The sequence below is a fragment of the Arthrobacter sp. Bz4 genome, from assembly GCF_003075455.1.
GTDB lineage: Bacteria > Actinomycetota > Actinomycetes > Actinomycetales > Micrococcaceae > Arthrobacter_D.
Map to the genome: position 1 here is coordinate 284309 of NZ_QDAE01000002.1, position 7731 is coordinate 292039.

7 protein-coding genes are annotated in these 7731 nt (G+C 62.3%); all 7 read left to right on the plus strand.

What is annotated here, in order from left to right:
- Positions 1-182: 182 nt before the first annotated feature.
- From DDA93_RS03225 to DDA93_RS03255, 7 genes are read left to right on the plus strand one after another with little or no spacing between them, the layout of a single operon-like run.
- Positions 183-1676: a fumarylacetoacetate hydrolase family protein gene (locus DDA93_RS03225; protein ID WP_116778048.1), complete on the plus strand. Its 1494-nt coding sequence runs from the start codon at positions 183-185 to the stop codon at positions 1674-1676.
- The gene (locus DDA93_RS03230) at positions 1669-2385 is read left to right on the plus strand and encodes a GntR family transcriptional regulator (protein WP_019482017.1); all 717 of its coding nucleotides are present in this window, start codon (positions 1669-1671) and stop codon (positions 2383-2385) included. The genes DDA93_RS03225 and DDA93_RS03230 overlap by 8 nt, the downstream gene beginning before the upstream one ends.
- Positions 2386-2413: 28 nt before the next feature.
- A complete protein-coding gene (gene hpaE / locus DDA93_RS03235) occupies positions 2414-3946 on the plus strand; it encodes a 5-carboxymethyl-2-hydroxymuconate semialdehyde dehydrogenase (protein WP_116778049.1) in 1533 nt (510 codons plus the stop codon).
- A 52-nt stretch (positions 3947-3998) separates the two neighbouring features.
- On the plus strand, positions 3999-5078 hold the full coding sequence (hpaD, locus tag DDA93_RS03240) for a 3,4-dihydroxyphenylacetate 2,3-dioxygenase (protein WP_116778050.1): 1080 nt from the start codon (positions 3999-4001) through the stop codon (positions 5076-5078).
- Positions 5079-5080: 2 nt separating this feature from the next.
- Positions 5081-5866: a 2-oxo-hept-4-ene-1,7-dioate hydratase gene (hpaH, locus tag DDA93_RS03245; protein WP_116778051.1), complete on the plus strand. Its 786-nt coding sequence runs from the start codon at positions 5081-5083 to the stop codon at positions 5864-5866.
- On the plus strand, positions 5851-6654 hold the full coding sequence (locus DDA93_RS03250) for an HpcH/HpaI aldolase/citrate lyase family protein (RefSeq protein ID WP_165802558.1): 804 nt from the start codon (positions 5851-5853) through the stop codon (positions 6652-6654). The genes hpaH and DDA93_RS03250 overlap by 16 nt, the downstream gene beginning before the upstream one ends.
- A 24-nt stretch (positions 6655-6678) precedes the next feature.
- A complete protein-coding gene (locus DDA93_RS03255; protein ID WP_019482012.1) occupies positions 6679-7419 on the plus strand; it encodes a LysR family substrate-binding domain-containing protein in 741 nt (246 codons plus the stop codon).
- The last annotated feature ends 312 nt before the right edge of the window (positions 7420-7731 follow it).

Consider the following 7731-nt stretch of genomic DNA (forward strand, 5'->3'; position numbering starts at 1 on the left):
GAACACGTAATCCGATAATCGAATGACGCTGCTCACACTGTACGACGGGTATGACCAGCGACACAACGGGTGCCATGATCATGGACTCTTGACGTGGTGCCGGTCACAGTGGATAGTATATCGTATACGATTTCGTACATTGGGAATCGGAGAGAGAGTTCGACGACGACGAGGAGCGCGATATGACGATGGAGTCCACGACCGAGGCCGTGAGTGCCGAACTGCTGGCCCGCACCCGGAAGGTGATTGCGGTTCACATCAACTACCCCAGCCGTGCCGCGCAGCGAGGACGTATTCCGCTGCAGCCTTCCTACTTCCTGAAACCCTCCTCGTCCCTCTCGCTCGGATCGCTTGAGACGCCCGGTGTCGTTGTTCGTCCGCTGGGCTGTGAGCTGCTCGGCTACGAGGGCGAAATCGCTCTCATTATTGGCACAGCCGCCCGCAGGGTTAGCCCTGCTCAGGCGTGGGGCCACGTCCAATGGGTGACCGCCAGCAACGACCTGGGTGTTTACGACCTCCGCTACGCAGATAAGGGTTCAAACGTTCGCTCCAAAGGTGGCGACGGATTCACCCCGGTTGGGCCACGTTTGATTCCAGCGAATGACATCGATCCCACTGCACTGCGGGTGCGCACCTGGCACAACGAGGAACTCGTCCAGGACGACACCACTGAGGACCTGCTGTTTCCCTTCGCCCAGCTGGTCGCCGATCTGTCACAGCTCCTCACCCTGGAGGTAGGGGACATTATTTTGACCGGCACCCCGGCCGGTGCGTCGGTGGCGAATCCGGACGACATGGTAGACATCGAGGTCACCGCCGGTGCCTACAGCAGCGGGCGACTCAGGACCTGCGTGGCGGAGGGAACGACGCCGTTCGCTGACTTCGGCGCTCAACCCAAAGCCGATGACACTCAGCGGGAAGAAGCCTATGGGTCACGCGAGGCAGCCGGGCTGGAACCGGTAAGCCACGCGCTGGCACCTGAATTGAAGAAGAAGCTGGAGGGCATCGCCACCGCAACGCTGTCCTCACAGCTGCGCAAGCGTGGGTTGAACAATGTGAGCATTGATGGGTTGCAGGCAACCCGCCCTGACCGCCGAGTGGTGGGGCTGGCCCGCACCCTCCGGTTCGTCCCCAACCGGGAGGATCTCTTCACCACCCACGGTGGTGGGTTCAACGCCCAGAAACGCGCCATTGACTCGGTGAACGACGGCGAAATTCTCGTCATGGAGGCGCGGGGCGAAAAGGGTACCGGCACGGTGGGGGACATTCTGGCCATGCGAGCCCAGGTCCGGGGAGCGGCCGCCATCATTACTGATGGCGGTGTTCGTGACTATTCGGCTGTTGCTGATCTCGACATGCCGACCTACTTCGCCAACCCCCACCCGGCTGTCCTGGGTCGACGCCACATCCCATGGGACACCGATATCACCATCGCGTGCGGCGGAACGACCGTCCAGCCAGGGGACATCATCGTGGCCGACTCGGACGGCATTCTCGTCATCCCGCCGGCACTTGCTGAGGAACTCGTTGAGGACTGCATCCTGCAAGAGCAGGAAGAGAGGTTCATCCTCGAAATGGTCAAGCAGGGAAGCGGTGTGGACGGGCTTTACCCAATGAATGCCGACTGGAGGGCGAAATACGTGCAGTGGGTCGCCGACGGAGCAACACGTGGCTGACGCCGTCGTCGCTCCGTCACTCGAGACCAGTGGCGGGGCCAGGCGCGGTGATGTCGAACCGGGAAGTAAGTCCGAGCGGGCCTACACCTCGATCAAATCCCGCATCATCGAAGGCTCCTTTTCACCCGGATACCGGCTGGTGCTAGCGAAAATCGCTGAGGATCTTGGCTTCAGCGTGGTCCCGGTCCGGGAGGCAATCAGGCGGTTGGAGGCTGAAGGTCTTGTGACGTTTGAACGCAACGTCGGTGCCACCGTCTCCGGGATCGACCCCACCGAGTACTTGTATACGATGCAGACTCTGAGCATCATCGAGGGGGCAGCGACGGCCCTGTCCGCACCGCTGATCGATTCGGTGGCGGTAGCCCGGGCGCGCGCGGTCAACGCCCAGATGCGAGAGTGCCTTGACCATTTCGACCCGGTCCGTTTCACGGCACTGAACCAGGACTTTCACAGCATCTTGTTTGAGCATTGCCCCAATCCGCACATCCTTGATCTGGTGCACCGCGGCTGGAACCGGCTGGCGGCGCTCCGGTCGTCCACGTTCAGGTTCGTTCCCGGGCGCGCCAAGGAATCTGTCCTGGAACACGAGGCGCTGCTGCAGCTCATCGAATCGGCGGCCAACGCCGACACCATCGAGCACGCCGCCCGCCGTCACCGCTCCGCAACCCTGGACGCCTACCTTGCGCAGGCCTCTGCTCCCATCGAATAAGCTCCACCAAATAGTCAGGAAGAAAACCATGACGTCCACCGTCCCTGAAACCACCCACTATGTACCGCAGGACCTGCCCACCCACATCCAGCACTACATCAACGGAAAGTTTGTCGATTCCGTCAGTGGGAAGACCTTCGACGTGCAGGATCCGGTGTCCAACACCAACTACGCCACCGCTGCCGCTGGGCAGAAGGAAGACATTGACCTCGCGGTCGCCGCTGCACGCGAGGCATTCGTCAACGGCCCGTGGCCGCGGATGAAACCCCGCGAGCGAGCCCGGGTTCTCAACAAAATCGCCGACGCCGTTGAGGCGCAGGAGTCCCGCCTGGCCGACCTGGAGAGCTTCGACACCGGGTTGCCCATCACCCAGGCGAAGGGCCAGGCCCTGCGTGCAGCCGAGAACTTCCGTTTTTTCGCTGACCTCATCGTGGCTCAGTTCGACGACGCCATGAAAGTCCCGGGTTCCCAGATCAACTACGTGAACCGGAAGCCGATCGGCGTCGCCGGACTGATCACCCCCTGGAACACTCCGTTCATGCTCGAATCCTGGAAACTCGCACCGGCACTGGCCACCGGCAACACCGTGGTCCTCAAGCCCGCCGAATTCACGCCGCTCTCCGCCTCCCTGTGGGCCCAGATATTCAAAGACGCCGGCCTCCCCGACGGGGTGTTCAACCTGGTCAACGGCCTCGGCGAAGAAGCGGGTGATGCGCTGGTCAAGCACCCACAAGTCCCCCTGATTTCCTTCACCGGTGAGACGACCACCGGGCAGACCATCTTCCGTAATGCAGCCGAGAACCTTAAGGGGCTGTCCATGGAACTCGGCGGGAAGTCACCCTGCGTGGTCTTCGCCGATGCGGACCTGGACGCGGCGATCGATTCGGCGCTCTTCGGTGTTTTCTCCTTGAATGGTGAGCGTTGCACCGCCGGATCCCGCATTCTGGTGGAACGCGGCATCTACGACGAGTTCTGCGACAAGTACGCGGCCCGAGCCAAGTCCATCGTGGTCGGCGATCCCCACGATCCCAAGACCGAGGTCGGCGCGCTGGTCCACCCAGAGCATTTTGAGAAAGTCGCCTCCTATGTAGAGATTGGGAAGTCGGAGGGGCGGCTGCTGGCTGGCGGAGGCCGGCCGGACCACCTGCCCGAGGGCAACTACATCGCACCGACCGTGTTCGCCGACGTCGCTCCTGAAGCACGCATTTTCCAGGAGGAGATCTTCGGCCCGGTCGTCGCCATCACCCCGTTTGAAGACGACGACGAAGCGCTGGCACTCGCGAACAACACCAAATACGGGCTCGCCGCCTACATTTGGACGCAGAACCTGACCCGCGCCCACAACTTCTCCCAAGACATTGAAGCTGGCATGGTCTGGCTCAACAGCCACAACGTTCGCGACCTTCGCACTCCATTTGGCGGCGTGAAAGCGTCGGGTCTGGGACATGAGGGCGGCTACCGGTCAATCGACTTCTACACCGACCAGCAGGCAGTTCATATCAGCCTCGGCGCTGTCCACACTCCGAAGTTCGGCAGCATCGACGACGCACCCAAGGGCTGACCCCCTTCCCCAGGCACCTCCCCCGCGCCCTGCTCAAAGAAGAGAGACCATCATGACAAACTTCGTCCCCACCCCCACTGCTCCGGCCCCCGACATTGTCCGTTGCGCCTACATGGAAATCGTCGTAACTGACCTCGTGAAGTCGCGTGAGTTCTACGTCGACGTCCTCGGTCTGCACGTCACCGAAGAAGACGACAACAACATCTACCTGCGCTCCCTTGAGGAGTTCATCCACCACAACCTGGTGTTGCGGAAGGGGCCGGTGGCCGCCGTCGCCGCCTTCGCCTACCGGGTCAAGTCGCCGGCGGAAGTGGACGCCGCCGAGGCGTATTACACGGAACTTGGTTGCCGGGTGGAGCGCCGAAAGGAGGGGTTCACCAAGGGCATTGGCGATTCCGTCCGCGTCGAGGACCCACTTGGCTTCCCCTACGAATTCTTCTACGACGTCGAACATGTGGAGCGCCTCACCCAGCGCTACGACCTCTACTCTGCCGGCGAGCTGGTGCGCCTGGATCATTTCAACCAGGTCACCCCTGACGTACCGCGGGGACGCAAGTACCTCGAGGACCTCGGCTTCCGGGTCTCTGAGGACATCCAGGATTCCGATGGCGTGAGCTATGCGGTCTGGATGCACCGTAAACAGACGGTGCATGACACCGCACTGACCGGGGGTAACGGCCCACGGATGCACCACGTCGCCTTCGCCACCCATGAGAAGCACAACATCATCCAGATCTGCGACAAGATGGGCGCCCTGCGCATCTCGGACCGGATTGAACGCGGCCCCGGCCGGCACGGCGTGTCCAACGCTTTCTACCTCTACATCCTTGACCCGGACGGGCACCGCATCGAGATCTACACCCAGGATTACTACACCGGCGACCCGGACAACCCTACGGTCACGTGGGACGTCCACGACAACCAGCGCCGCGATTGGTGGGGCAACGCCGTCGTCCCCTCCTGGTACAGCGAAGCCTCGCTGGTCCTGGATCTCGATGGGAATCCCCAGCCCGTGATTGTGCGTGAGGAAAAGAGCGAAATGGCGGTGACGGTCGGTGCCGACGGGTTCTCCTACACCCGCAAAGACGATGATGGTGCCGAGCAGGGGTTCAAGTTGGGGGCGCAGCTGTAGCCATGCTGGATGCCACAACAATTGAAGCCATTGCCGATGAGCTGGTCGAAGCCGGGCGCAGCCGCACCCCGGTTCCGCGGCTGACGGCCCGCTATCCGGACATGACCGTTGAGGACGCCTACGCGGTGCAGCAGCTGTGGCGTCAACGCAACGAGGCTGCCGGGCGAACGCTGGTGGGGCGCAAGATCGGCCTCACCTCGAAGGCCATGCAGGCGGCCACCGGCATCACCGAACCCGATTACGGAGCCATCTTCGACGATATGGTGTTGGACACCGGCTGCTCGGTGGACTGGGATCGGTACACCCATCCGCGGGTCGAAGTGGAACTGGCGTTTGTGTTGAAGCAGGATCTGTCGGGACCAGGGTGCACCATCTTCGACGTACTGAATGCCACCGACTACGTGGTCCCCGCCCTTGAAATCCTGGATTCCCGGATCGAGATGGAGGGTAGGACCATCGTTGACACCATTTCGGACAACGCGGCGATGGGCGCCATGGTGGTGGGTGGTCGTCCGGTGAGACCGGACGCCGTCGACCTCCGTTGGGTAGCGGCAATCCTTTACAAGAACCAGACGGTCGAGGAAACCGGCGTCGCAGCTGGAGTGCTCGACCACCCGGCGGCCGGTGTTCACTGGCTGGCCAACAAGATTGCCGCCCACGGTGACAGTATGAAGGCCGGTGACATCATCCTCGCCGGGTCCTTCACCCGCCCACTGTGGGTCAATAAGGGTGACACTATCCACGCCGACTACGGACCGCTGGGAGTAGTGACATGCCACTTCCACTAAATGACACGTTTCGTGTAGCGCTCGCCGGGGCCGATCGGCCGCTAACTGGCATGTGGGTGTGCTCGGGAAGCCCCTTGATCGCCGAGCTCTGCGCAGGAGCTGGCCTGGACTGGCTCCTCATCGACGCTGAGCACAGCCCAAATGGGCTGGAATCCATTCTTGCCCAGCTCCAGGCCGTTCACGGCTACCCGGTGCACGCAATGGTTCGTCCCCCGGTGAATGACACAGTGCTCATCAAGCAGTATCTGGACCTGGGGGTGCAAAATCTGCTGATCCCGATGGTCCACTCGGTGGCTGACGCTGAAGCAGCAGTTGCGGCTACCCGGTACCCGCCGGGTGGTGTGCGGGGTGTTGGATCGGCGCTGGCGCGGGCTGCCCGCTGGAACCGGGTTCCCGATTATCTGGCCGTGGCTGATGAGACCATCAGCGTGACGGTACAGATCGAATCTACCGCCGCCGTCGCCGCCGTCGAGGCGATCCTTGCCGTTGACGGTGTTGACGCAATCTTCGTTGGCCCCTCGGACCTCGCTGCGTCCATGGGCGTGCTGGGCCAGCAGGAGCACCCCGAGGTGCGAGCCGCCGTCGAACACTGTCTCGCAGCGGCACAGAAGGCCGGAAAACCGGCCGGAGTGAACGCCTTCAACCCCGCTACCGCACGCCACTATCTGGATGTCGGAGCCAGTTTCATCCTGGTGGGTGCCGACGTCGCCCTGCTGGCTCGCGGGTCGGAGGCCCTGGCTGCCCAGTTCATTCCGGCGCCCGACGACGATTCGCCCGCAAGCTACTGACCTCCCGTGGGTTAGTGTGATCAGATGTCCGAGCCCCAGCCCAGCGTCCTCACCGTCGGCTTTGTCCCCGGTGTGACACCCGGGAAATGGGTCAGCCGGTGGCGCGACAGGTTTCCAGCAAAACCACTGGAAACGCGTGAGTATGAAGCCGCCAGCCAAGAGGAGGCTCTGCGCGCAGGCACGGTTGATCTCGGTTTCGTCCGTCTCCCGGTGGACCGCGAAGGCCTCAGCGTGATTCCCCTCTATGAGGAGCAGCCGGTGGTGGTGGCGGGCAAGGACCACGAATTGTCACTGTTCGACGAGGTTCCCCTCGCCGAACTGGCCGCCGAGAACCACCTTGATGTGATTGCCAATGGTGGCGAGAAGGCCACCATTGAACTCGCGGCAACGGGTGCCGGTGTGGTGATTGTGCCCATGTCGATTGCACGCCTCTACGCCCGCAAAGACGCGGTCCACCGGCCCGTTCTCGATGTTCCGGCCACCACAATTGCCGTGGCCTGGCTTTCAGAGAACACCGCCGAGGACATCGAAGAGTTCATCGGCATCGTCAGGGGGCGCACTGAACGAAGCTCGCGGCAGCCCTCGGCCAAGGAACCTGAGAAAAAGGAAAAGAAGGCGCAAAAGGCGGCAAGCAAAAAGCAACCGTCCGCGCGTTCCTCAAAGCCCACGCAGAAAGCCGGTGGGCCCAAGAAGCCGGCAGCTGGGGGTAAGAAGCAGAACCCGCGCGGCCGGAAGCCCGGTGCCGGTGGGCGTGGCCGCCGCTAGACGTCAACACGCCCTAGCCAGCCTCCCCGCTGCCCTTTCCATCCCTTACCCCTTCCTTCGCCGAGACGGTAGATCTGGTGAGCTAAAGGGCGAACAGGTCGCCACATCTCACGGTTTGGCGGGTGGTAGCGGGCGGTCCGGGACTGGGTCTGCGGTGCCTGAATTCCGGTGCTGAAAAATAGTTGAAAAAAGTTTTCCTGGGGGCCCTAAATGGGGCCCTATTTTGTCATTACTGTCAGTGCTCGATGATGGAATAGAGGTATGAAAAGCAGTAAAGCCTCTGCTACCGGATCGGCATTCTTCCCCGATTCC

Excerpts from the sequence above, each read along its gene's own strand:
- hpaH (WP_116778051.1), top strand. The coding sequence starts at position 5,081 with ATGCTGGATGCCACAACAATTGAAGCCATTGCCGATGAGCTGGTCGAA.
- hpaE (WP_116778049.1), top strand. The coding sequence starts at position 2,414 with ATGACGTCCACCGTCCCTGAAACCACCCACTATGTACCGCAGGACCTG.
- DDA93_RS03255 (WP_019482012.1), top strand. The coding sequence starts at position 6,679 with ATGTCCGAGCCCCAGCCCAGCGTCCTCACCGTCGGCTTTGTCCCCGGT.
- DDA93_RS03250 (WP_165802558.1), top strand. The coding sequence starts at position 5,851 with ATGCCACTTCCACTAAATGACACGTTTCGTGTAGCGCTCGCCGGGGCC.
- hpaD (WP_116778050.1), top strand. The coding sequence starts at position 3,999 with ATGACAAACTTCGTCCCCACCCCCACTGCTCCGGCCCCCGACATTGTC.
- DDA93_RS03225 (WP_116778048.1), top strand. The coding sequence starts at position 183 with ATGACGATGGAGTCCACGACCGAGGCCGTGAGTGCCGAACTGCTGGCC.